Annotated in this window: 24 protein-coding genes; 17 read left to right on the top strand and 7 right to left on the bottom strand. The window is 59.4% G+C overall.

The window, feature by feature from the left end; all coding sequences use genetic code 11:
- The first annotated feature begins 48 nt into the window (after window positions 1-48).
- Complete coding sequence (locus tag ACYVI2_RS00770) at window positions 49-2,427, top strand: TonB-dependent receptor (protein WP_415822057.1); 2,379 nt, start codon at window positions 49-51, stop codon at window positions 2,425-2,427.
- 7 nt (window positions 2,428-2,434) lie between these two features.
- Here the strand turns inward: ACYVI2_RS00770 and ACYVI2_RS00765 are convergent, their stop codons facing one another.
- From ACYVI2_RS00765 to ACYVI2_RS00745, 5 genes are all read right to left on the bottom strand, one after another.
- Window positions 2,435-3,268 carry an aldo/keto reductase gene (locus ACYVI2_RS00765; RefSeq protein ID WP_415822053.1) on the bottom strand — a complete coding sequence of 278 codons (834 nt, stop codon included), beginning with the start codon at window positions 3,266-3,268 and terminating at the stop codon, window positions 2,435-2,437.
- A gap of 181 nt (window positions 3,269-3,449) precedes the next feature.
- Window positions 3,450-4,283, bottom strand: a complete 834-nt coding sequence (locus tag ACYVI2_RS00760) for an ABC transporter ATP-binding protein (protein ID WP_415822051.1) — start codon at window positions 4,281-4,283, stop codon at window positions 3,450-3,452.
- 7 nt (window positions 4,284-4,290) lie between these two features.
- On the bottom strand, window positions 4,291-5,352 hold the full coding sequence (locus tag ACYVI2_RS00755) for a FecCD family ABC transporter permease (protein ID WP_415822050.1): 1,062 nt from the start codon (window positions 5,350-5,352) through the stop codon (window positions 4,291-4,293).
- Window positions 5,353-5,358: 6 nt separating this feature from the next.
- Window positions 5,359-6,363 (bottom strand): FecCD family ABC transporter permease, encoded by a 1,005-nt coding sequence (locus ACYVI2_RS00750; protein WP_415822049.1) that lies wholly within the window; start codon window positions 6,361-6,363, stop codon window positions 5,359-5,361.
- A 21-nt stretch (window positions 6,364-6,384) separates the two neighbouring features.
- Window positions 6,385-7,314: an ABC transporter substrate-binding protein gene (locus ACYVI2_RS00745; protein ID WP_415822048.1), complete on the bottom strand. Its 930-nt coding sequence runs from the start codon at window positions 7,312-7,314 to the stop codon at window positions 6,385-6,387.
- Between the two features lie 426 nt (window positions 7,315-7,740).
- On the opposite strand from ACYVI2_RS00745, the gene ACYVI2_RS00740 reads away from it, so the two are divergent.
- From ACYVI2_RS00740 to hpxZ, 4 genes are read left to right on the top strand one after another with little or no spacing between them, the layout of a single operon-like run.
- Window positions 7,741-8,751, top strand: a complete 1,011-nt coding sequence (locus ACYVI2_RS00740) for an ABC transporter substrate-binding protein (protein WP_415822046.1) — start codon at window positions 7,741-7,743, stop codon at window positions 8,749-8,751.
- Between the two features lie 4 nt (window positions 8,752-8,755).
- The gene (locus ACYVI2_RS00735) at window positions 8,756-9,586 is read left to right on the top strand and encodes an ABC transporter permease (protein ID WP_415822044.1); all 831 of its coding nucleotides are present in this window, start codon (window positions 8,756-8,758) and stop codon (window positions 9,584-9,586) included.
- Window positions 9,586-10,407, top strand: coding sequence for an ABC transporter ATP-binding protein (locus ACYVI2_RS00730; RefSeq protein WP_415822042.1), 822 nt, complete (start codon window positions 9,586-9,588; stop codon window positions 10,405-10,407). The genes ACYVI2_RS00735 and ACYVI2_RS00730 overlap by 1 nt, the downstream gene beginning before the upstream one ends.
- The gene (gene hpxZ, locus ACYVI2_RS00725) at window positions 10,407-10,784 is read left to right on the top strand and encodes an oxalurate catabolism protein HpxZ (protein ID WP_415822040.1); all 378 of its coding nucleotides are present in this window, start codon (window positions 10,407-10,409) and stop codon (window positions 10,782-10,784) included. The genes ACYVI2_RS00730 and hpxZ overlap by 1 nt, the downstream gene beginning before the upstream one ends.
- Here the strand turns inward: hpxZ and ACYVI2_RS00720 are convergent.
- The gene (locus ACYVI2_RS00720; RefSeq protein ID WP_415822039.1) at window positions 10,765-11,649 is read right to left on the bottom strand and encodes a LysR family transcriptional regulator; all 885 of its coding nucleotides are present in this window, start codon (window positions 11,647-11,649) and stop codon (window positions 10,765-10,767) included. The genes hpxZ and ACYVI2_RS00720 overlap by 20 nt on opposite strands.
- Window positions 11,650-11,836: 187 nt before the next feature.
- On the opposite strand from ACYVI2_RS00720, the gene ACYVI2_RS00715 reads away from it, so the two are divergent.
- The 12 genes from ACYVI2_RS00715 (at window position 11,837) to ACYVI2_RS00660 (ending at window position 22,466) form a co-directional block, all read left to right on the top strand.
- A complete protein-coding gene (locus ACYVI2_RS00715) occupies window positions 11,837-12,043 on the top strand; it encodes a hypothetical protein (RefSeq protein ID WP_415822038.1) in 207 nt (68 codons plus the stop codon).
- Window positions 12,040-13,446 carry an amidase gene (locus ACYVI2_RS00710; RefSeq protein WP_415822037.1) on the top strand — a complete coding sequence of 469 codons (1,407 nt, stop codon included), beginning with the start codon at window positions 12,040-12,042 and terminating at the stop codon, window positions 13,444-13,446. Before ACYVI2_RS00715 ends, ACYVI2_RS00710 begins: the two co-directional genes overlap by 4 nt.
- 122 nt (window positions 13,447-13,568) lie before the next feature.
- On the top strand, window positions 13,569-14,738 hold the full coding sequence (locus ACYVI2_RS00705; RefSeq protein WP_415822036.1) for an ABC transporter substrate-binding protein: 1,170 nt from the start codon (window positions 13,569-13,571) through the stop codon (window positions 14,736-14,738).
- A gap of 93 nt (window positions 14,739-14,831) precedes the next feature.
- A complete protein-coding gene (locus tag ACYVI2_RS00700) occupies window positions 14,832-15,698 on the top strand; it encodes a branched-chain amino acid ABC transporter permease (RefSeq protein WP_415822034.1) in 867 nt (288 codons plus the stop codon).
- Window positions 15,699-15,744: 46 nt separating this feature from the next.
- On the top strand, window positions 15,745-16,713 hold the full coding sequence (locus ACYVI2_RS00695) for a branched-chain amino acid ABC transporter permease (protein WP_415822033.1): 969 nt from the start codon (window positions 15,745-15,747) through the stop codon (window positions 16,711-16,713).
- Window positions 16,710-17,492: an ABC transporter ATP-binding protein gene (locus ACYVI2_RS00690; protein ID WP_415822032.1), complete on the top strand. Its 783-nt coding sequence runs from the start codon at window positions 16,710-16,712 to the stop codon at window positions 17,490-17,492. Before ACYVI2_RS00695 ends, ACYVI2_RS00690 begins: the two co-directional genes overlap by 4 nt.
- Complete coding sequence (locus ACYVI2_RS00685; RefSeq protein ID WP_415822031.1) at window positions 17,470-18,180, top strand: ABC transporter ATP-binding protein; 711 nt, start codon at window positions 17,470-17,472, stop codon at window positions 18,178-18,180. The genes ACYVI2_RS00690 and ACYVI2_RS00685 overlap by 23 nt, the downstream gene beginning before the upstream one ends.
- Before the next feature lie 2 nt (window positions 18,181-18,182).
- Complete coding sequence (locus ACYVI2_RS00680) at window positions 18,183-18,953, top strand: SDR family oxidoreductase (protein ID WP_415822029.1); 771 nt, start codon at window positions 18,183-18,185, stop codon at window positions 18,951-18,953.
- A gap of 76 nt (window positions 18,954-19,029) precedes the next feature.
- A complete protein-coding gene (locus ACYVI2_RS00675) occupies window positions 19,030-19,851 on the top strand; it encodes a phytanoyl-CoA dioxygenase family protein (protein ID WP_415822028.1) in 822 nt (273 codons plus the stop codon).
- Window positions 19,852-19,874: 23 nt separating this feature from the next.
- The gene (locus ACYVI2_RS00670) at window positions 19,875-20,771 is read left to right on the top strand and encodes a polysaccharide deacetylase family protein (protein WP_415822027.1); all 897 of its coding nucleotides are present in this window, start codon (window positions 19,875-19,877) and stop codon (window positions 20,769-20,771) included.
- Window positions 20,772-20,784: 13 nt separating this feature from the next.
- Window positions 20,785-21,816 carry an NAD-dependent epimerase/dehydratase family protein gene (locus ACYVI2_RS00665; RefSeq protein WP_415822025.1) on the top strand — a complete coding sequence of 344 codons (1,032 nt, stop codon included), beginning with the start codon at window positions 20,785-20,787 and terminating at the stop codon, window positions 21,814-21,816.
- 17 nt (window positions 21,817-21,833) lie between these two features.
- Entirely contained in the window at window positions 21,834-22,466 is a 633-nt protein-coding gene (locus ACYVI2_RS00660; protein ID WP_415822024.1) for a flavin reductase family protein, read from the top strand.
- Window positions 22,467-22,506: 40 nt separating this feature from the next.
- Here the strand turns inward: ACYVI2_RS00660 and ACYVI2_RS00655 are convergent, their stop codons facing one another.
- Window positions 22,507-23,391 carry a LysR family transcriptional regulator gene (locus tag ACYVI2_RS00655; protein ID WP_415822022.1) on the bottom strand — a complete coding sequence of 295 codons (885 nt, stop codon included), beginning with the start codon at window positions 23,389-23,391 and terminating at the stop codon, window positions 22,507-22,509.
- Window positions 23,392-23,417 lie beyond the last annotated feature (26 nt).

Below are 23,417 nucleotides of genomic sequence, written 5' to 3'. Positions count from 1 at the left end.
AGCAGGGCGCGGGTGAGTCCATACCTGGGGCCTGTGGGGGTGGCATTGATGTTGAGTCTGGGGGCCGTCAATGTCCAGGCACAGCCAGCGCCGGTCGAGATCAATATGCCTGCTCAATCGATGGACCAGGCGTTGCGGGATCTGGCCCAGGCGCATGGCCTGCAGATTTTCTACGCGCCGCAAACGGTGGCTGGTCTGAACGCTCCCGCGGTTTCAGGGCGCATGTCGCCGCAGCAGGCATTAGATGCCTTGCTCAAGGGAACTTCCTTGCATGCCCGGCGGGAGGGAGCGGCGATCATTGTCGAGGCTAATGCGGCTCCCGAGTCTGCAACGGCAGCGGATGCGGCGGTCATGGCGCCCATTGAAGTGTCCGCCTCGCGTACGTCGAGCAATCTGGTGAGTCCCGTGCAGCAGACGATTGTGCTGGAGCACGATGCTCTGCAAGAGCTGCGTACGGGATCGGGCAACTTGGCAACGGTGCTGGCAAAGGCAGTGCCGGGTATGGCGGATTCGAGCCGTACGATCACCGATTACGGGCAGACGTTGCGCGGCCGTGGCATCCTGGTGTTGGTAGATGGAATCCCGCTCAATACAAATCGGGATTCCTCCCGGAATCTGGCCAATATCGACCCCGCTACGATCGAGAGTGTCGAGGTATTAAGGGGCAGCAGTTCCATCTACGGTGCTGGTGCGACGGGCGGGATTGTGTCGATTACGACTCGTCCGGCAGGCGGGGAGTTTGTCTCGGAGACGACCCTGACCGGCGTGAGTCCGTTGACGCGTCTGCATGCCGATGGACTGGGCGGGCAGCTGCAGCAGCATTTCGCGGGCAGTGAGGGGATGCTGGATTATTCCTTTGACTTGGGCGCGCGTCACAATGGGGCCTCGTACGACGCTCACGGCCGACGCATTGCACCCGAGCCCAGCCAAGGTGATCTGTTTGATTCGAATATCTATAGCGTCGGCGGCAAGCTGGGGCTGCGCATCGACGAGAACCAGCGTGTGCAGCTTTCCGCCAGCTATTACAACGCAGACCAGGACTCTGACTACACCTCTGATCCATCGGTAGCGCGGCTCCCGCCGGGGACTGCGCGGGCATTACCCATGAGCGGTCTGGAGCTCGCCGATCAGAATCAGATCCGCAATACGTTGGTGAACCTGGAATACCAGCATTTGAATCTGCTGGGCAGCAAAATCACCGGGCAAATGTATTACCGCGACTACTTTACGCGTTTCACGCCGTTTGATGCTCGTGCAGTGGTCACCCGGGGAAATCAGGTCGATCAGGTGACGCAAAATTCCAAGGTGCTAGGCGGACGTTTGACGGTCGATACGCCTTTGGGGGATCAATCCAAAGTTCTCTGGGGCGCTGATTTCAATCAGGAACGCAGCGATATGCCGCTCGATATTTTCGATGCGTCGGCGTATGACGCCAGCGGTGGCCGGGTCTTTCGCAAGACGGGCCAGTTGACCTATATGCCCGAGTTGACCACGCGCAGCACGGGCGTGTTCGCCCAGTTGGAGCACCGTTTCAATGAGCAATGGTCGGCTCAAGGCGGCATACGTTATGAATATGCCACCGCAAAGTTCGACGATTTTGTGCCGCTGTCTCAATTGCGCGTGCCGTCGCCTGCAACCGTGGATGGTGGCTCGGTCAGCTACGACGCGTTTCTATTTAACGCGGGCTTGGCCTATGCACCTGTAAAGGGGCAGGAGTTCTATGCCAATTTCAGCCAGGGATTCCAACTGCCCGATATCGGCGTGCAGATGCGCAATGCGCGGCCGGGATTCGATATCGAATCGTCGGACCTGCAGCCAGTCAAGACCAATAACTACGAGTTAGGATGGCGCGGCGGCATAGGTAGCAACACCTCGGCCTCGTTGGCGGTGTTTTACACGACGTCAAAACTGGGGGATGTGCAGAGTTTCAACAATGGTCTGATCCTCACGCGTACGAAAGAGCGCATCTACGGTATCGAGGGGACTGTCGATTACCTCACGGACGACGAGAAATGGGGCGCAGGCGGTACCTTTACCTGGATGAAAGGCCGCGAACAGCCCGAGAATGGCGATTGGCAGGATATGACGGGTTTTCGTATTCCGCCGATCAAGCTCACCGCGTATTTACAGTACCGCCCCACTGAACGGTGGAGCACCCGGGTACAAGCGAACTACTTCGGCGCCGAGGACTATCGTCTGGATGGAAACGAGGGCTTTGGGCGCCGTGACGTGAGCAGCTATTTCACGGTGGATCTGATGAGCCGGTATGAGTTCACGCCCAAGGACACCTTGATCGTCGGCGTGGAAAATCTGTTCAATCGCGATTACTACCCGCTCTATAGCCAACTGATGCGCAGCAGCACGAACACCAGCCGTCTACCGGCATCGGGAGCGTTGTTGACGCTGACGTATCAGCATCGTTGGTGATACGAGTTCAATGCCCGAACCGTTCCGCGTCCAACATGTTCGGATCGGGACGATCCAGCGCGTTCAGTGCAGCGATTTCATCGTCTGATAGCTGAAAATCAAAAATATTCAGGTTCTGCGCCTGCCGAGCCGGGTCGGAGGATTTGGGCGCGGGCACGAAACCGCGCTGGGTATGCCAGCGCAACACGACCTGAGCCGGCGTGCGGCCGTGACGTTTTGCCACGGCGGCAATCGCCGGGTCGGCCAGCATGTCACCCCCGCGGCCGATCGGGCTCCACGTTTCCGTGACAATGCCGTGGGCTTGGTGCAGCGCGACGATGTCACTGCGTAGATGATATGGGTCCAGTTGGATCTGATTCACATGCGGTACCAAACCCTGGCCCAGCAGACGCTGTAAATGCGGCACAGTGAAATTAGACGTCCCGATGGCGCGTACCAGACCGGTTTCCAACAGTCGGGTCAGCCCTTGGAAAGCCTCGACGTAACGGTCTTGTTTGGGATTGGGCCAGTGGATCAACAGCAGATCGATATAGTCCAGGCCCAGACGTTTCAAGCTCGCCTCGCAGGCCTGTCGAGGGCCTTCGACGCTATGCCATTCGCGGTTGAATTTAGTCGTGACGAATAGTTGATCGCGAGCAACGCCAGACGCACGAATGCCTGCGCCTACGCCGGCTTCATTGCGATAGTTCTCTGCCGTGTCGATGAGCCGATAACCCATCTGCAAAGCACCGGAGACCGCACGCGTTGCTTCTGCATCGTCCATGGGCCATGTGCCCAACCCTAATTGCGGCATGGCTACACCATTGCGCAGTGCTATGGTGGGGGCGATGTTGTTGCTCATGGGCGGCTCCTTTGATGAATGCTCGTGCCATGATACGACGAGTGGCCTGAACACGAAATGACACGCGTGTGATCCAGCGTAGGCAAAGGCGCGATAGCGGCGAGCAACGGCGTGACGTGTTCAAAGCCTGATGTCTGGTCTCAACGCCTTTGGGCTGCGAGCCTGACCCGGTTTGCCGCATTCACCTTTTCTCAATCAAACTGACGCCCGCAATCACAGGCGTGCCTGTCTGCGGGTCTTGCATCAAGGTGCAGCGTACGCCATAAAGCGTTTCGACCAGCTCGGGCGTCACGATATGTGCGGGTGGACCTTGGTCCACGATCTTGCCTTGCTTCATCGCCACGATGTGATCGGCGTAACGGCATGCGCTGGACAGGTCGTGGACCACCATGACGACGGTCTTGCCGACGTGCGCCAATTGGCGAATCAGTTCAAAGACCTCGATCTGGTGCCCGAGGTCCAGCGCAGAGGTCGGCTCGTCCAGCAGCAGTAAAGGGGTGTCCTGCGCGATCGCCATCGCGATCCAGGCGCGCTGGCGCTGGCCGCCGGACATCGATTCCAGGGGGCGATCGGCCAAGTTGTTCAGATCGGCTACGTCGAGCGCAGCCTGGACCACGGCCTGATCCTGATCGCTCCATTGACGCAGCAAACCCTGATGGGGTTGGCGGCCAAAGCGAATCAGTTCTGACACGGTCAGTCCATCGGGGGCGCTCGCGTCCTGGGGCAAGAGCGCCAATAGGCGAGCGACTTCGCGGCTGGGCAATGTGTTGATGGCTTTGCCGTTGAGCAATACTGCGCCGCCCAGCGGTTTCTGCAAACGCGATAGCCCGGCCAGCAAGGTCGATTTGCCGCAGCCATTCGGGCCCACGATGGCCGTGACCTGGCCGGTGGGCAGGCTCAGGTCCAGTGAATCAATGATGAGCCGTTGGCCGTACCCCATGCGCAAGGCTTGGGTGGCCAAGGTCGCGCGGGTGTCGGCAGATGCGTAGAGCAGGGGAGAAATCGGGGTGTTCATAGTCGAATCACGGGCGTTTTTGCGCTGATTGGCGCAGGATGATCCACAGCAAGTATGGCCCGCCAATGATGGCCAGGATGATGCCTACGGGCAGTTCAATCGGGGCCAGTATGGTGCGGCCGACCCAGTCGGCAAAGACGGTCAGGATGGCGCCGGCCAGTACCGAGTTCAAGACAGGCACGCCATGTTGTCCGCCGAGGTAGCGCGCGGCCTCGGGCGCGATGAGCGAGACCAGACCGACAGGGCCGCAGACAGCGACGGCCAGGGCGGTCAGGCAGACGGTCACGATGAGGGTGCCGATGCGCATGGCTTGCAAGCGTATGCCCAGGCCGATGGCCACACTGTCTGTGAACCGCATGGCGGCCAGGCCGCGTGTCAACATCAGGCTGAGGAATAACAGGACGGGCAGGCTGTAGCCCAGGAGATGGACGGTGGCAGCCGGGCGCGCGTTCAGGCTGCCTACGGTCCAGGGATAGGCGGCATTGGCGGCGTCAATGGCGGCTCGGGCGAGCATCAGGTTTGTCAGGGCGCCAAAGAGGGCGCCTACTGCGATACCCACCACGATGAAGCGATAGCCGCGTGCGCCTGCGCCCGACGCGAGTATGAACGTCATGGCTGCTGCCGTGGCCGCACCGGACAGCGCTAAAGTAGACGGGGCCAGGCTGCTGGCGACTCCTACGATCGACGCCACGGCAAAGGCCGTCGCGCCGTTGTCGATCCCGACGATGCCCGGGGTTGCCAGTCGGTTGCGGGCCAGTGTCTGCATGAGGCAGCCCGCAGCGCCCAAGGCTGCACCACTGAAGAGGCCCGCCAGAATACGCGGCACGCGCAATTCCATGATCAGCAGGCGCTGCATGGGCGTGCCGCCGCCCAGCAGCGTGGCAAAGGTCTCGCTCAACGCCAGGGGCTTGGGGCCGCCGGCGCTGAGACAGAACACGCATACGAATGCCAACAGCAGCGACAACAGCAGAAAGACCCACGTACTGCGCTGGTGCAACAGCAGTGACACGCCGCCCGCACGCAGCACGATATAGCCATGAGGGCGGTGGAGGGAGGCAGAGTTAGACATCGGGAATCACAAACCAGGCAGCCGATGGCCACGCACTACGGCAATCAAAATCGGCGCACCTATAAACGCGGTCAGTACGCCCACGGGCAGCTCGTACGGGCGCACTGCTACGCGGGACACAATATCGGCCAGCAGCAGCACACAGGGTCCGAGCAGGACGCATAGCCCGAGGAGTTTGCGGATGTCCGTGCCGACCAGGCGGCGCGCGATGTACGGCACGATCAGACCCAGAAAAGCGATAGGGCCCGCTGCGGCATTGGCGGTGCCCACCAGCAAGGCGACCGATAACAGCGTGGCCAGCCGTACTACGTGCGGGTGGTGGCCCAGGCCTTTGGCCACATGCTCGCCCAACGCCAGCGCAGCCAGAGGGCGAATCAAAGGCAACGCGATCAATAGGCCCAGGATGAGCCCTGGTAGTGTCCAGGAGAAAGTTTCGAGCGGGCGTCCTGCCACACCGCCGACGACCCAGAACCGGATCTCATCGGCGGTGCGTTGATCGGAGAGCAGAATCATGCTGCTGCCTGCCTGCAGCAGGCCAGTAAAGGCTGCCCCTGCAAGAACCAGACGAATAGGGTCATCGCCGACACCGCGCATGCGCATGACGACCATGACCAGCATGCAGCCGGCCATCGCACCGATAAAGGCGGCAGAGAGATAGGTGGCGGCCGCTGACGCACCCAGCAGTATCGCCAGCACAACAGCGAACGACGAGCCTGCACTGACGCCCAATAAACCCGGCTCGGCCAAGGGGTTGCGGGTCACGGCTTGCATGAGCAGGCCGGCGACTCCCAGGGACACGCCCACCAATAACGCCAGTTCGGTGCGGGTCCAACGCAGTTGCAGGACGGTAAAGCGGGCATTGTCGGTCCCGCCTCCCAGTAACGCACGCAGGCTATCGGCAGGGCCGACATCGCCGGCACCCACCAATAAGCTCAGCAGACATAAAAGCAGCAGGCACAGCGCGCTAACGCCGAGCGCCTTCAGCGGCATCGTAGATTTTGTCGGGACCATCAGTGCGCCAGTACGTCGTCGTTACTTCGCCAGCGATTTCTCCACATCGTCGAGGATGCGCTGTGCGGCGAAATAACCCGAGCTGCTGCTCCAGATCTGGCCGTCGACGCTGACGACGTGCTGGTCTTGGGCGGCTTTCAGGCGGGTAAAGGCGGGTTGATTGCGAGCCTCCTCGACGGCCTTTTTACCATCGGGATTCAGTGTGGCCAGGAAGATCCAATCGGCGTCGGCTTTATTCAGATTTTCCAGACTGAGGATGTCGCTGTGTGGGCGTTGTGTCAGGCTTTCAGCCAACGCATTTTGCTTTAGGCCCAGTTTGCTCAACAAGGCGCCTGCGAACAGGCGGCTCGACATCATCTGGGGTCCCTGCGGATTCCAGCGCAGGACGGATACGGTCGTGTCGGCTGGAAGACGTTTGCTCAGGTCGGCGATGCGCGTTTCGACTTCGGCAATGCGCTTTTCAGCTTCGTCGGATTTGTTGACGGTCTTGGCGTAGAGCCGCAGCGTGTCTTCCCACGGATCGAAGGAGCCGCCCGGAGGTACGACCGTCGGCGCGATCAAGCTGAGCTTGTCGTACATCTCCTTGGTCAGGCCGGTGGCAGACAGTATCAGGTCGGGCTGCTGGGCCAGGATGGCTTCCAGGTTGGGTTCGCGCACGGTGCCCACGAGCGGCAATTGGCCAGTTTTGTCCTTTAAATAATTAGGGATGTCGGTGCCGCCGCGGCTCGCGAGCGCGCCGACGGGCTTGACGCCCAGAGCGGCCGTTGCGTCCAGTGCGTTTTCCCCCAGGGTGACGACACGGGTTGGCGTGCCTTCGATCTTGACGTCGCCAAATGCGGTTTGCACGGTCTGTTCGGCGGCCAGGGCTTGCGTAGTGAGGGCCAGACTGGCGATCAGGGCTGCAGCAACAGCGGGCAGGGCGCGAACGGGGGATAAAACGGCAAAACGCATGAGGTTCCTTCGGGGTAGAGCGGTCCAAACGAGCTTGGTCAGGGCGCAGCTGAGGCAACTGCCGGTAGGTCTAAACCAGGAATAAGTCTTATTTCCCGAGTTTACCTTCATTTACATCAAGCTGAATGGCAGGCGGGTAGCCACAAATATTGCATTCGATTACGCGGACACCGGGAGCGATGGCAGCGGCAATGAGAACCAGCGGCTTTTTGCACTGATATGGTGCGCGATCCATTCGCGCACAGTAGCGGTGCGCACGGTTCGTGTGCGTCAGCGGAATAGACGGGACTGGGTTGCAAAGGGGGCACCGGGTATTTCCTAAGGGCGACTCGCCATCTCGGCCATATGGCACGGATTTTGCATGACGGTATACAAGCCTGGATTCCCAACGAGTCCGCCCCTTGTTCGCTGTTATTGGAGTTCCCCATGAGTAAAGCTTGTTCCGCTACCCTGTTGGCCAGTGCCAGCCGTCGCCGCGTGTTGCGTTCCAGCGCCGCGTTGTTTGGCGTGCTGGCTGCTCCTGCGCTGGTACGAGCTCAGACCGCTCCCAAAATTCGCATCGGCTTCTGGCCGGTCGCATCAGGGTTGCCGTTTTATGCCGCGCTGGAAAAAGGCTATTTCAAAGAAGCGGGTCTGGATGTCGAAGGACAGAAGTTCGCCGGTGCTCAGCAGGTCATGGAAGCCATGCTGGCCGGCCGCTGCGACGGCAGCTCCAACGGTACCGGGTCGGCCAACCTGGGGATTGGCGAAATCGCGCAGCCCGGTCTGTTCAAAATTTTCTGCACCAATCCCACCAACGTCAAAGACGTATTGGATGAATTCATCGTCGCCAAGGAAAGCCCCTATAAAACCGTGGCGGATTTCAAGGGAAAGCGGATTGCGTGCGGTCCGGGAATTCAGAACGTGACGCTGGCCAAGACCATGCTCGAGCGTGCTGGAGCCGAGGGCGCGTCGGTGATCGAATTGCCCATCGGCCAGCACGTGGCAGCGGTTGCGGCGGGGCAGGTGGAAGGATGCTATACGCTGGAGCCTACCGGTACGGTAGGGCGGCTCAATGGCACAACTCGCGTGCTGGAGGCTGGTGTCGTGGCGCACTACATCCTGGGAGACCCCATGGCGCCTTGGCATGGCGGCTCGGCCAGCCTGACCAGCGAATTCCTGAAAAAGAATCCGGAAGTGGCGACCAAATTCATCGCGGCCTATCGCCGTGGCATCGATCTCGTGCGAAACCAGCCTGACGAGGCTCGGCAGTATATGAAAGGCTACACCGCGATCGAAGGCGCATTGACCAAGGAAGTCCCTCTGGCTGCCTACGTCATGTACGACGAATTCAAAGCCAGCGACGTGGAGTATTTCCAGAAATACTTCGATCTATTTACCGAGAAGCAGATCTTCGCGCGCAAGATCGATGTCGTTGGATTGATTTACAAGGCCTGACCTCATGGAAAAATCTGCAGTGTCTCCGGGAGCGCGCACGTGGGCTCCGCCTGCCTCGCATGATGCCGCGCCACCGCGTGCGCCATTTGGGGATCGGCTATTGCCCTTTGTCGGGCCGATCGTATTGTTCATCATTTGGGACCTGGTCGTGCGGATGGGCTTTATCAAGCCAATCTTGTTGCCAGGGCCTGTGGACACGCTCGTGGCGCTGGTGCAGGGGCTGGCCGGCGGCGATTTGTTGACGGATTTTCTCGTGACTGTCAGCCGCACGCTGCAAGCCTTTGCGATTGCCGCCGTGATCGGTATGCCCCTGGGTGTTTTGCTGGGCAGCAACGAGCGCGCTTATCGCAGTGTGGAGTTTTTGGTGGACTTCTTTCGGTCTACGCCGTCCTCCGCGTTGATTCCGCTGTTTCTGTTGATTTTCGGCGTGTCCGATTTCAACAAGGTGGCGATCGCGGCATTTGGTGCATTGCTGATCGTGATCTTTAACAGCGCCTATGGTGTGATTAATGCGCGTAAACAGCGCGTCATGGCGGCCAAGGTCATGGGTGCCTCTCGTTGGCGCATCTTCAAGGATGTGTTGGTATGGGAAAGTCTGCAGCCCAGTTTTGTCGGGTTGCGCTCGGCAGTGTCGATGGCGCTGGTGATCGTGATCGTGGCCGAGATGTTTATCGGTTCTGAAAACGGTCTGGGTCACGCCATCATCGATGCCCAGCAAATCCTGAATGTCAAAACGATGTATGCCGCGATTTTGGCAGCGGGCGCGTTGGGGTATGTCCTCAACATCCTGTTCCTGGTGATCGAGCGTCGCGTCGTACATTGGAGCGGACGATAATGAGTGCTGTATTGAATGTTCCGGCTTATGCCGACGTGCCTGCGCCGCGATTTACCCCTGGACCTGCGGGCACGCATATCACCATACGCGGTTTGACCAAGTATTTTGCGGGTTGGCCGCTGTATGAGAATTTCGATCTTGATATTCCGAAAAACCGCATCGTGTCGGTGTTCGGCCCCAATGGCTGCGGCAAGAGCACGCTGATCAATATGATCGCGGGCCTGATTCCCATTGATCGCGGTGAGATCCTGTTCGATGGCAAGTCGCTGAAAGACACTCGCATCGGTTATGTGTTCCAGAACTATCGCGAAGCGATGTTTCCCTGGATGCGCACGATCGACAATATTGCCTATCCCTTGATGCTGGAGGGCAAGACCAAGGTCGAAGTCGATCGCCGGATGGAGGAGCTGATCGCGTCGTTTGACGTGAAGTTCGATTTAAACCGCTATCCTTACGAATTGTCGGGCGGTCAGCAGCAAACGGCATCGATCATGCGTGCCTTGGCGCCAAAGCCCGAGGTCTTGTTTCTGGATGAGCCGTTCTCTGCATTGGATTTCGAGATGACCCTGTTCATTCGGGAAAAATTGCAGGAAGTGTTCATGCAAACGGGTACGACCATGCTGTTGGTGTCGCATGATCTCGAGGAGGCGGTCTATCTCGCCGATCAGGTGCTGCTGCTGACCAAACGGCCTACCCGCGTTGCCGAGATTCTCGATTATCGCGACGCACGGCCGCGTACGATCGAGACGTTGTCGCAGCCCAGTTTTATCGAGACCAAAAAACTCAGTCTGGAAATCTTTCAACGTGAGGTACGACGGTAATGGAAATCAACCTGCCAGAGGTTGTGGCCGAGGTGAAAGTGCAATTCGACCGCTATGAAAAGGCCCTCACGGGCAATGACGTCGCGGTGCTGGACGAATTGTTCTGGGACAGTCCGCATACCTTGCGCTATGGGGCAGGTGAAAATCTATACGGCTATGACGAGATCCAGGCCTTTCGTGCCGGCCGGCCGTCAAAGGGGCTGGATCGAGAGGTGCTCAAAACGGTGATCACGACGTATGGCCGGGATTTCGCCACGTGCAATATGGAGTTCCGGCGGGAGGGTGTCGCCGGAACCGGGCGCCAAAGCCAGACGTGGGTACGCACGCCTGATGGGTGGCGTGTGGCGGCGGCACATGTCAGCCAGTTGAAACCGTAGCAGCATTATTCTGTAGCAGATGGACAAAGGCATGGGCGATGGTGCTCAACGGGGCACGTTTGCGGTAGAGCACGCCTATCGTGCGGCGGCAATCTTTTCCCGGGAGGGCTTGCGCCTGCAAGCCCTCCATGTCGACTCCTTTCAGGGCACTGCTGGGTAGGATCGTGATGCCCATGCCGTTGCGCACCATGCTGACGGCGGTGCCCATATAAGCCACTTCGATGGTTGGCGTGATGCCGGGACGGTTGGCGAGAATCGCGCGATCTGCGGACCCCATGGTCAACATGATGAGTGGGTAGTCGCCAACGCGGTTCCATTTCAGCGGCTCGTCGAAGATCGCGTGCCGTATCGGGGCGACGACGACCAGGTCGTCGTGAAACAGTTGCATGAATCCCAACTCGGGGTCGCCGTTCAGCTCGGAGCCGACGCCCAGCTCTACCTCGCCACGCTTGACCGACTCGATGACCGCGACGTTCAGCTCCTCGCGCATGCGGATACGTACATTAGGGTAATCCTGATTGAATCGGCCCAGCACTTCTGTCAGCAGGCCAAAAGACAGCGAAGGCAAGGCCGACAAGAGCAGCTGGCCGCTGCGGCCGGCGCCCACGTCGATCGCACGGCCATAGGCCTGCCGCAGGTCATGCAGGATGGGCGCGATTTCTCGGTGAAAGGTCGTGCCTGCGGGCGTCAGCCGGCAAGAGCGCGTGGTGCGCTCGAATAATTGCAGGCCGAGATCATGCTCGAGTTCGCGTATTTGCACCGAAAAGGACGGCTGGGTAATGCATAGCTCCTCTGCCGCCTTGGCAAAGGATCCCAGTTTGGCGGCAAGCGTAAAGGCCTGCAGTTGCCGGTACTTGATGTTCATGCCCATTCCCCGTTTCAAGCGTCCGCATCAGCACAGGTCTTTGCTGCAGTGGCAGCGGCTAATACTCCGATATTCGAGACCGACTTGGGACTTAGTTTTTTTCGAATAATGCATGGATATTATCCAATAGTTATTTATTAAGTAATCCGGTTAACTACTCCCATGTTCACTAACTGGGAATGCAATCATGGCGTCGTCAGGTGCGGCCAGTCGGATCAACCCCTTGTATCTGCTGATGGCGCGCGATGCGGGCCTGGATGAAATCGTAAGCGCCTTTGAACAGGATCTGCTGGCTGCCGTGCAGTCGGCGATGCAGTTGCGCAACGTCTTGTTCACGCTCGATGATGTGAAGGCCGAGGTATGGCCACCGATGCAGGCGAGGAGTTGCCCGTGAACGATATTCATTGGATGACTGCCGGCGACCTGTCGCGTGCCTACCGTAATGGCGCCTTGACCCCTGAAACTGCCGTGACGGCGCTACTCTCGCGCATTGAACGCTATGACGGCGGCATCAACGCCTTTGTATCGCTGGACGCAGAGGGGGCGCTCGCACAAGCCCGGCAGGCAGGACGCGAGATCGCTGCGGGGAATTGGCGGGGCCCATTGCATGGCGTGCCGGTTGCACTGAAGGATCTGATTGACATGGCCGGGCAAGTCACGAGTTGCCATTCCCGTCTCATGCTCGATCAGGTGGCCGAGCGCGACGCGACGGTCGTCAAACGGCTGCGCGACGCGGGTGCGATCAGCCTGGGTAAGCTGGCGCTGCATGAGTTCGCTATCGGCGGGCCCAGCGACGATGCCGCCTATCCGCCAGCCCGCAACCCCTGGGATCCAGAACACCAGACGGGAGGGTCGTCTTCGGGTTCAGGCGCTGCGGTGGCGGCGGGGTTCGTGCCACTGGCGCTGGGGACGGATACGGGAGGTTCGATCCGTAATCCGGCGGGACATTGCGGGGTGGTGGGATTGAAACCCACCTATGGCGCTGTGTCGCGCCATGGCGTGTTTCCGCTTTGCTTTACCTTGGACCACGTGGGGCCTATTGCGCGCTCGAGCGAGGATCTCGCCATCGCCATGAACGTGATCGGCGGTCACGACCCCGAGGACCCAGGCAGCGCACGAAAAACGGTGGACGACTACACCGCCGAACTGACCGGTGGCCTGCGCGGCCTGCGGTTCGGTCTGGTGCGTCATTTTCATGAGCAGGACATGCAGGCCAGTCTCGAGGTGGTCGGCGCCATCGACGACGCCGTTCAGGTGTTGCGTCAACACGGCGCATCGGTGACGGACGTGAGCCTGCCGCCTCTGGCTCGCTTTACCACCGCGCAACGCGTGATCTTTCATGCAGAGTCCTGGGCGGTGCACGCGAATTGGCTGCGCGAGCGGCCGGCTGACTACTCGTATATCGCCCGGCGAAAACTGATTGTCGGCGCATTTCTCGGCGCGGGGGATTACGTCCAGGCGCAACGCTGGCGCTTGCAACTGATCGAGGCGGTTGACCGAGTACTGCGTGATGTTGACATCCTGATCGTCGCCAATTCTCTGGAGCCGGCGTCGGCGCTCGACGACGAGGTCGAGTTTGCTCGTACTTATGCTCGTCAGGCGCGTTCGCCGTTCAACTTGACCGGGCATCCTGCGTTGGCGGTGATGTGCGGCTTGTCCGGTAAAGGATTGCCTTTGTCGCTGCAATTCGTTGGCCGTTGCCATGAGGACGCCAAAGTACTGCGGGCAGGAGCAGGATTCGAACAGGTTACAGCGTGGCGCGGACAGCATCCCGCTATCGACCAGGAGGCCGCCTAGCGACCGCACACGAGACGCTTGAAAAGTGCGGGGGGAGCACTTTCAGGAGGGCATATCGACAAGAGGAAGATCACGACAACAAGCTGAGGCAAGTCAAACCAAATTGTTCAAGGGGAACGCGCATGTTTAAGCAGATCAAGGTACTGTCATTCGTCGCAGCGATGATGCTGGCCTCTACGGCTGGCGCCCAGGAAGAATTGAAAATCGGCGGCATCGGACCACTCTCGGGCGGCGGCACCGCCTGGGGGCTGGCCCTGCAGCGTGGGATCCAGATCGCGTTCGACGAGGTCAATGCGGCGGGCGGTCTGAAGGTAGGTGACAAAGTCTACACGCCGAAATTGGTCATGTACGATGATAAATACACCGCAGCGGGAGGGCGATTGGCGGCTGATCGGCTGATCAATGCCGACAATGTCAAGTTCATCATCGGTCCTATCGGGTCGCCATCGGTGTTGAGCGCGGTGGCGGTGACGAACCCGGCCAAGGTGCTGTTGTTGTCCAATGGCTTTTCGCCCACCATATTGAAGAACGAGTCGAAATCGCCCTACAACTTCCGTGCGATGAACAGTACGGTCGAGTTCGGGCCGCCGATGGTGAAGTGGTTTCATGAGACACATCCCGACGTCAAGAAAGTCGCATTGATTGCACCCAACGATGCGGTGGGACAATCGGTCGTGCCTCAATTGGCCGAGTACTACAAAGCCAATGGCATCGAAGTCTGGACCGAGCTCTACGATCGCGGCGCAAAGGAATTCACCCCCTTGATGGCGCGCATGATCGCTCAGAATGTCGACGCACTGGACTTGAACAGCAACGCGCCTGGCGAGGCGGCATTGCTGCTCAAACAGGCGCGCCAGAGCGGCTTTAAAAAGACCATCTGGCAGGTGGGGGGACCTTCGGTCGACGAGATCGTGGATATTGCCGGCCCCCTGGCGAACGGCTTTATTTCGCTGAATGTGTTCGACTTCGATTCGCCTGATGCAAAGGGTTTTATCGAGGCATACCGTAAAAAATATGGTGATGGCGTGATCAACGCTCAAGCGCCAGGCTGGTACAACGCCGCGAAAATCATGCTCGAGGCGATTCGCCGTGCCGGGACGACAGAGGTCACTGCGGTGCGTGATTCGCTGGAGAAACTCGACGACTACGACGCCGGACTGTTCGGGCCGGTGCGTTGGGGCGGGATGAAAGACTACGGCGTCGAACACCAATTGCTGATGAAGTTCTGGATCGTCGAGGTCAAGGACGGCAAGCAAGTCACTATCCAGGCATTGCAGCCCGAAAAGCGCTAAGCCGTCTTTGCAATGAGGTTGTGCCCGCGCGCCGCTTGACCCCTCAGAATGGTGGCGCCGGTATCTACTCGTCCGACCTAGTGAGATCCGCCGATGTTCTCTTTACCGATCCTGAGCCAGGTCTTCATCAACGGCCTGAGCCTCAGTTCCATCTATATCCTGGTTGCGCTGGGATTTACGCTGTTGTTCGGCATCATGCGAGTCGTCAATTTTGCGCATGGCGCCTTTGCCATGTTGGGCGGCTACGCGTTGTACTACTTGTACGGGATTTACGGTTTGCCGTATCCGATCGCCGTGGTGGGCGGCGCGCTGATCGTCGCGCTGTTGGCGCTGGTGCTTGAGCGCCTGGTATTCCGCTGGTTCTACCACAAGATGTTCCAAAGCATGATTGCACTGCTGGGCCTGAATATGGCGCTGGTCTATGCGGCGGTGCTGATCTGGGATGTCAACGAGCGTTCGTTGCCCGCTGTGACGGATACCATGCTCGATGTGCATGGCGTATTGCTGCCGATGGATCGATTGATCATCATGGGCATCGCCGTCGTGGTGCTGGGCTTGTTCTGGTTTTTCGTGACCCATACGCGGCAAGGCCTGGCCATGCGCGCGGCGGCGCTCGATTCCGATATCGCGGCTACACAAGGCATCAATACGCGATTCATCTACATGTTGGCTTTTTTCATCGCGATCTTTATGACGGCATTGGCGGGCGGTCTCTATGCGCAGACCTATGCACTGTCGCCATTCATGGGTGACCGTCCGCTGATGGTCGCATTCATCGTGGTGATTTTAGGGGGAATGGGCAGCGTATCCGGTGCGGCGCTGGGAGGCGTGCTGCTGGGCTTTGCAGAAAGTTTTCTGTCCACTTTCTATGGCGCGTCGGTGTCGTCGTTCGTCTCGTTCGGTGTGGTCGTCGCGTTGCTGATATTCCGACCCTGGGGGCTCCTTGGCAAACCTGAATGAATCCTTGCCCCTCGGCGGGCGAAGCACTATCCGAGCAGAGGGAACCATGCCCAAGCTACGTAAACACGGCCTCTCGCATATCGGCTGGATCACGATAGTGATTCTGGTGGTGGCGTTGTTGTGGCCCATTGTGGTCAGTAACTCCTTTTACATCACGTTGGGGACCATGGTGGTGCTGGCGATGATAGGCGCAGCCAGTCTGAACCTGATCATCCGTACTGGCCATGTGTCGTTGGCGCATGGCGCTTTTATGGGGGTCGCGGCGTATACGTGCGTCCTGTTGCAGGTCGAGATGGGATGGCCATTCCTGTTGGCGATGTTGGCAGGCTGTGCCGCTTCGGGCTTTCTGGCGCTGCTGATCGGTCCCATTGTGCTGCGGCTGACGGGTAAATATTTTGTGCTGGTTACCTTTCTGTTGGGCGAGATACTCCGTTTGGTCTTTGTGGAGTGGCAGTCGGTGACGGGCGGGGCCAATGGCATACAGGAAATCCCATTGGGACTGCCGTTTTTTGAGTCGCCGGTGGCGTTCTACTATTTCTCGCTGTTCATTACGGTGCTGTGCATTGGCATCGTCTGGCGCATTCTGTGCTCTGAAATCGGGCGCTCTATGGACGCCGTGCGCGAGGCGGACCGGATTGCCGAGAGCTCGGGGGTCCCCGTGATTCGGCTGAAGGTCATGATCTTTGTGATTGCCTGCGCGCTCGTGGGGTTGCAGGGTTCGCTGTCGGCGCAGTTGGTTCATGCGGTTGATCCGACGGGCTTTGACATGAATATCTCGTTGGGGATGGTGGTGATGAATGTGCTGGGAGGCATGTATTACCTGTTGGGCCCGCTCGTCGGCACGGTCTTTATGGTGGCCTTGCCGGAGCTGTTGCGAGGCTATGTGGAGCTGCAGCAAATCATCTTTGGCGTGATTTTGATCGTTGTCATGGCGGCATTGCCTGGGGGCATGATTGGATTGCTGTCCTTGATTCGTCACGGGCTGACGACGGTTTTCCGACGGAGGCAGACATGAGCCGATTGCTCGAGGTTTCCAATCTGTCGCGGCGGTTCGGCGGGCTGGTGGCGGTCAATAATCTCAGTTTCAGCGTCGATAAGGGCGAAATCGTGGGACTGATCGGCCCCAATGGTGCCGGCAAGACCACAGTCGTCAATCTGGTCAGCGGCATGATCCTGCCCAACACTGGAGAGGTTCGTTTCGATGGCCAGGACGTCACGCGGACGCCACCGCATGAGCGCGCCAGCCGCGGTCTGGTGCGCACGTTCCAGTCGACGGCGGTATACAAGAGCCAGACCGTACGTGAGAACGCCATCCGCGGGACTTATCTGCAATCCTACCCAGGCCATTGGGCGACCTTTCTGTCGACGGCTCGTGCGCGGCAGCTGCGAGACGAGGCCGCAGCACGCGCGGACCGTCTGCTCGCTTGGCTGGGGCTTGATGCGCTCGCTGATGCGCAAGCGGATTCATTGCCTTACGGTCATCAGAAGACCTTGGGTATCGTCATCGCACTGGCTGCCGAGCCGCGCATGATCATGCTGGACGAGCCAGTCGCCGGCCTGAGTGCCGAAGAAACCGACCACGTTCGCGAGACCATCTCGCGTGTGCGTGACCGCGGTATTTCGGTCATGGTGATCGACCACAACATGCGCTTTATCTCGGGACTATGCGACAGGCTCTTTGTTACCTCACAGGGGACAAAGATCGCCGAAGGCACGCCTGACGAGGTGCTTGCCGATCCACAAGTCATCGAGGCTTATCTGGGGAAGGCCTATGCCGCTACTGAACGTCAGTGATTTACAGGTGCGCTACGGCCATATCCAGGGCACGCAGAGCGTGTCGATGGCGATCTCGCCAGGCGAGACGGTCGCGTTGATCGGGTCGAATGGCGCGGGCAAGAGCAGTACCTTGAAAGCCATTCTGGGCATGGTGCCCTATGCCCGTGGCGATATCCAGTGGGAAGGGCACAGCCTGAAGGGCCGCAAACCGCACGAGATCCTCAGGGCTGGTATTGGTTTTTCGCCTGAAGGCCGCCGTGTGTTTGGGCAATTGACGGTACGCGAGAATCTGCGGGTAGGCGGCTATAGTCGCTCGGCCCACGAAATCTCGGCCCGTACGGAACAGATCTACCAGTATTTTCCGCGGTTGAAAGAACGGTACAAACAGGATGCGGGCAGTCTCAGTGGCGGAGAGCAGCAGATGCTGGCGATCGGCCGCGCATTGATGTCTTTTCCGAAACTGTTTTTGCTGGACGAGCCGTCGTTGGGACTGGCGCCCATCATCGTGGAGCGTATCGGCGAAATCCTGATGGAGATTCAACAGACCGAGAAACTGGCCATCGTCCTGGCCGAACAGAATGCCAATTGGGCGCTGAGCGTGGCGCACCGGGGGGTCATTCTGGAGATGGGGCGCAATGTCGACGCCGGTGATGCTGCCGCACTGCGCGACAGTCCAAAAATCCGCAGCGCTTATTTGGGGGTGTGACGATGAGCGAACAGAAATTGCGGGGCAAGGTTGCTGTGATTACGGGGGCTGCGTCAGGCATAGGGGCGGCATCGGCGCAGTTGTTTGCAGCACACGGTGCCCGCGTAGCGCTGGTAGATGTGGATGCGGAGGGATTAAAGGCGGTAGCCGCCGCTATTGAGGCGGACGCAGGCCACTGCGTGATCGAGGTGTGCGATGTGACGCAATCGGCGCAGGTCGATGCCGCGGCGTCCCGGATTGTCCAGACGTGGGGCGGGGTGGACGTCATGATGCCGTGTTCGGGCGTCTCAGTTGGCGGCACGGTCGTCACGATAGACGAGGCGCTTTGGGACCGCGTGTTCGATATCAACGTGAAGGGCTCGTACCTGTGGCTGCACGCGGTGCTGCCCTCGATGATCGCCAGAGGTGGGGGCTCGGTAATTTTGCTGGGATCGCAACTGGTGGCTTCCAGCGGAGGCAACAACGCGGCCTACATCGCATCCAAGGGCGCGATCGCGGCATTGGCAAAAACCATGGCGGTGGATCATGCGGCGCAAGGTATTCGCATCAACGCGCTGATGCCGGGAGTGACTGACACTGCCATGCTGCGCCGGTCATTACAGCGCTACGACAACCCGGAAGCTTGCCGGCAGCGCTGGATGGCTCGGCACGCCATGGGACGATTAGGGCGCGCCGAAGAGGTGGCGCGCGCAGCGCTGTTCCTGGCCAGCGACGATTCTTCTTTTACGACAGGCAGCCATCTCTACGTCGATGGCGGCTGGTCCGCAATGTAGCAAAGACAAGGTGCGACGCGATCTCTGTGCCGCGCTTTATTCCTATCACGCAGCATCGTAATTCTGGAGATTCGACATGGGAAAGAAACTCACGCAGGCGATGGTGGATCATTATGCTGATAAGGGTTTCGTTTGTCCGGTGGACGTTTTCAGCCGCGAGCAGGCCGGGGCCTATCTCGCCAAGCTCGAGGCGTTTGAGAACGCGCAGGGGCAGCAATTGACCAAGGGGTTTAATTTCAAGCCTCATCTGTTGTTTACCTGGGTGGACGAGATAGCCCGGCATCCGGCGGTGCTGGATGCCGTCGAGGACCTGATTGGCCCGGATATTCTGCTGTTTCACCTGTCTGTCTGGCCCAAGAACCCGCATCATTCGGCCTATATCAACTGGCACCAGGACGCGACTTATTTCGGTCTCGATCCCTCGACTCAAGTCACGGCATGGGTGGCGTTGTCGGATGCGCCTATCGAGGCGGGTTGCATGGAAGTGGTGCCGGGGTCGCATAAACTCGGCCAACTGCATCACGGTCAGAACCACACCGACAATATTCTGCTCTCTAAAGGGCAGACGGTAGATGTGCCCTTTGATCGTTCCCACACAGAGTTCATGCCGGTGAGGGCGGGCCAGATGTCGCTGCACGATACTTTCCTGGTCCATGCATCGGGGGCGAATAATACCGATCACCGGCGTGTGGGATTGGGCTTCAGCTATATCCCCGCCAGTTCGCGCTGTATCAGCAAGACGCGGCTCACCGCCTCGTTGGTGCGCGGCAAGGACTACGGTAATTTTGATCTGGAGCCGCCGCCACGGGTCGATGACGGCGAGCAGGAGCGTACATTTCACCAGGATGCCGTGGCGCGTTTTCGTGCCGCCAATGACGAGCTCGCCGCCAGATATTGAGTTTTGATCGAGAGGATCTCACTATGTTTGAACTGCCGCATCACGGTCGCTATGGGTATTCAGCGATCACCCGTCGTCCAGACTATTCCTGGCCAGAGGGCCGACGGTTGGCCATATATTTTGCGCTGAATATCGAGCATTTCGCTTATGGCGGCGGGCTAGGCCATGCGATGACCAATGAGTTGCCCGGACCCGATGCGCGCACCTTCGCGTGGCGCGACTACGGTAATCGGGTAGGGGTGTGGCGCATGTACGATCTGTTTGATGAACTAAAAGCGCCGGCCTGCCATCTGGTGAACACCGCGATATTTGACTACTGTCCCGAAGTGATTGAGCCCATCATGGCGCGGGGGGACGAGATCATCGCGCACGGCCGGACGAACGCGGAGCGTCAGGGGCAATGGTGGGAAGCTGACGAAAAGCGCTTGATCGAAGACGTACGCGACAAGATTGCCAGCCACACGGGGCGGGCTCCCCGGGGTTGGATGGGGCCGTGGATGTCGCAAAGCCGTGTGACGCCAGACCTGTTGCAAGAGGCCGGCTACCATTTTGAAATGGACTGGCCCGGCGACGATCAGCCGATATGGATGCAGACCCGGAACGGCCGGCTGATGTCTATGCCGTATTCGCTGGAAATCAACGACTCTCCGCAGATCCTGGTGCGTCATCACACTGGTGAAGAGTTCGCGACCATGATCGTGCATCAGTTCGAAGAGATGCTGCGTCAATCCGAGCGCCAACCGCTCGTATTGGGTATCGCGCTGCATACGATGATTGTGGGGCAGCCTTATCGCTTGTATGCCTTGCGGCGCGCCCTGGAGCATATCGTCAACCACCCGCAGGCGGATAAGGTATGGATCACGCGGCCCGGCGAGATCTATGACCATCTGCTTTCGTTGCCCGAAGGCACGGTGGTCTGAGCGTCGGGAGGTGATGATGGAGTCAGATGCGAGCAGGGGCCGCACACGCATACTCATTACCGGAGGCAGTGGATTTGTGGGGCTGGCGTTGGCGCAATCCCTGCTTGAACGAGGCGTGCAGGTGCGCTTGTTCGATCGGCGTCCACCGCCTGCTGCGTTCTTGTCGGCAATCCAGGCACTGAAGGGAAACCTGCAGATTCTGCAGGGGGACGTGTGTACGGACGCCGATGTGCGAGAGGCATGCGCAGGCGGTATCACGCACGTTTTTCATGGGGCGGCGATCACTGCGGGGCCAGAGCGAGAGGTGGCGCAGACCTTGCAGATCATCGAGGTGAATGTACAGGGCGCATTGCGTGTGTTGCGGGCCGCGGCCGACGCAGGGGTAAAGCGTTTTGTCTATCCGAGTTCCTTGACTGTCTATGGCGAGGCCGTCCATGGCGCGTCGCCGCTTACCGAGTCGGGGACTCCGCCTGCTCCGGATACGCTGTATGGCATCACCAAGTATGCCGCGGAGTGTGCGGTACTACGTCTAGGCCAGTTGATCGGCCTGCCGGTATGCGTGGGCCGAATCGGCTCGGTTTTCGGCCCTTGGGAAGGTGAAACGGGGGCACGCGATATGGTGAGCCCGTTCGCGCAAATCGCGGCAGCCGCTGCGCGTGGCGAGCCCGTTGTGCTGCCGGGACAATACCCGTCCCGGGAAATGATTTATGCGCCAGACCTCAGCGCTGGGTTGACGGCGCTTTTGTTTGCGACGAGGCCGGCCCATCCGTATTACAACTTGTCGGCCAATTTCGATTGGGATGGCGCGTTGATCCGCTGGTGCGAGACATTGGCGGCATGTTTGCCCGATTTCAACTGGCGTTATGCCGAAGCCGGGTATCCTTCCACGATTTCGTTTCACGGCGCGCGGCCGCGCGTGTCGATGAATGCCTCGCGCGCTCGCGGCGATCTTGGTTTCCGGCCGAGCTTTGCCCGTGATGACGCCTTGAAGCATTACGCAGACTGGGTTGCCGGGCATACCGAATTTTTCGCACATCGCGCTTGATAGAACACAGGACAAATATGGACATTGATATTCAGGCCCTGCCTCCCGCGGATCAGTATCGCTTGTTGTCGTCGACGGTGGTGCCACGGCCTATCGCGTTGATCTCTACGTATTCCGAGGAGACCGGCCACAACACGGCGCCGTTCAGTTTTTTCAATGTCATGGGCGAGGCCCCTCCTGTGATGGCGATCGGTCTGGAGGATAAACGCGGCAGCGGTGCATTGAAGGACACGACGATCAATATTCGCGCAACCGGCGAGTTTGTCGTGCATCTGGTCGATGAGGCGCTCGCGCAGGCGATGAATGTGTGCGCGATCGATTTTCCCCGCGATATCTGCGAGGCAACCGAGGCCGGCTTGACGTTGGTGCCATCCAGCGTAGTGCAGCCTCAACGCATCGCAGAGGCGCCCGTTGCTTTTGAGTGCCGCAAGATCGCGATGATCGAGATCAATCCACATCGGCATATCACCCTGGGCGAGGTCGTGCGGATGCATGTGCGCGAAGGCCTGTTCGATGCGGATCTCAAATATATCGACCCCGAGAAATACCATCCGATCGGGCGAATGTTTGGCCGGCTTTACACCACCACGCGTGGGCATTTCGAGATGGTCGTGCCTGAATATGATGTTTGGCGTGAGCGCGAGCGGTGATGATAGGTTCGATGGAACGGAGTATAAATAAATACGATCGTCAGCCAACGTTCGTTCGTAACATTGACACCGCCAAGTCCACAAATGCCCTGACTTTCGCGGGCGCCTGCCGCCCCTCTGTATAGAGTACGTGGATGGGCAAAGGCGGGTCTTCATGTTCGGCGAGTACGATCCGCAATTTGTCTTCGCGCAACGCCGGAGCGACCTGGTAATGCAGCACTCTGGTCAGGGCCAGGCCCGCTACTGCGGTCGCAATGGCCGCTTCGTTCGAGTTGGACTGCAGCCAGTTATGTATGGTCACCCGCTGGTCATTGGCGAAACGCCATTCCGGTGACACCCAGGCGGCGGTCGAGGCGGCGATACGGTGGTTCTTGAGATCGGCGGGGGTTCCGGGGAGACCGTGCTCCTGAAAATAGTCAGGAGAGCCACATACCACGCGCCGAACTGTGCCGACCTGGATCGCTGAAAACCCTGAATCCTGCAGCCGTCCGATGCGAATTGCGACGTCGATGCCCTCGTCGACGAGATTGACAGGGCGATCCAGGAATAACAGCCGTCCGTTGACTTTGGGATAGCGTTTCAAAAACTCATGCACGATGGGTAGGACGTACATCTGCCCGAACAGCACCGAAGCGGTAATCGTCAAGGTCCCGGAGGGCGCCGCATAGGACCCGGCCGCTGCGGCCTCGGCTTCGACGATGTCTGCCAGGATACGTTTGCAATCGTCCAGATAACGCTTGCCGGGTTCTGTCAGTTTGACTGAACGGGTCGTGCGCACGAATAGCCGTGCGCCGATCACGTCTTCGAGCGCGGCGATGGCGCGAGTCACGGCTGGCGGGCTCATGTGCAGCTCGCGGGCTGATGCCGCGAAGCTTTCAGTTTCCGCAACCTTGACGAATATCTTCATTGCCTGCCAACGATCCACCTTTTCGCCTCCCATATCTCGAGTTT

This window comes from Bordetella tumbae (assembly GCF_054780995.1).
Note: the sequence above shows the minus strand (reverse complement) of the source record. Positions and strands in the feature narration are given on the sequence as shown.